General features: G+C 66.4%; 1 protein-coding gene. It reads left to right on the forward strand.

Annotated features, from left to right (window positions below; translation table 11 throughout):
- Positions 1–63: 63 nt before the first annotated feature.
- The coding region (locus QCN29_RS36735) for a DUF4291 domain-containing protein (RefSeq protein ID WP_279933597.1) at positions 64–622 on the forward strand (559 nt) is incomplete at its 3' end.

The raw sequence follows: 622 nt of genomic DNA on the forward strand, positions 1-622 counted from the left end.
TCACAAGGCACGATGGTCGAAAATCACTGTCCGCCTGCTCCGGCAGGCACCACCCTGTACGCCATGGAAGAACCGCAACGCGTGATCCGTGCGGCCTATGCCGAGTCCACGATCACCGTCTACCAGGCGTACTCCCCGGAGATAGGCCTGCCCGCCGCCCGCGAGGGCCGTTTCCCCTCCGTATGGAAGCGGGACAGGATGACGTGGATCAAGCCCTCGTTCCTGTGGATGATGTACCGCTGCGGCTGGGCCTCGAAGGCCGGGCAGGAGACCGTCCTCGCTGTCGAGATCGGTCGTGACGGCTTCGAGTGGGCGCTCCGCCACGCGTGCTTGTCGAGCTACGCCCGCGGAGTACACCCCGACCGAGCCACTTGGCAGCGTGAGTTGAAGCGTGCGCCTGCTCGCGTGCAGTGGGACCCCGAGCGGAACCTGCACCTTCAGCCGCTGCCATACCGATCCCTGCAACTCGGCCTCTCCGGTGAGGCCGTACGACGCTACGCAGACGAATGGACGGTCAGCATCCGCGATGTGACGCCACTCGCCCACGAGATCCACGCCCTCGTCAACGGTGGTGACCTGGACCCCGCCACCCGACTGCTGCCCCAGGAACGCCCCTACCCCA

It is taken from the genome of Streptomyces chengmaiensis (genome assembly GCF_029846775.1).
Taxonomy (GTDB): Bacteria; Actinomycetota; Actinomycetes; order Streptomycetales; family Streptomycetaceae; genus Streptomyces; species Streptomyces chengmaiensis.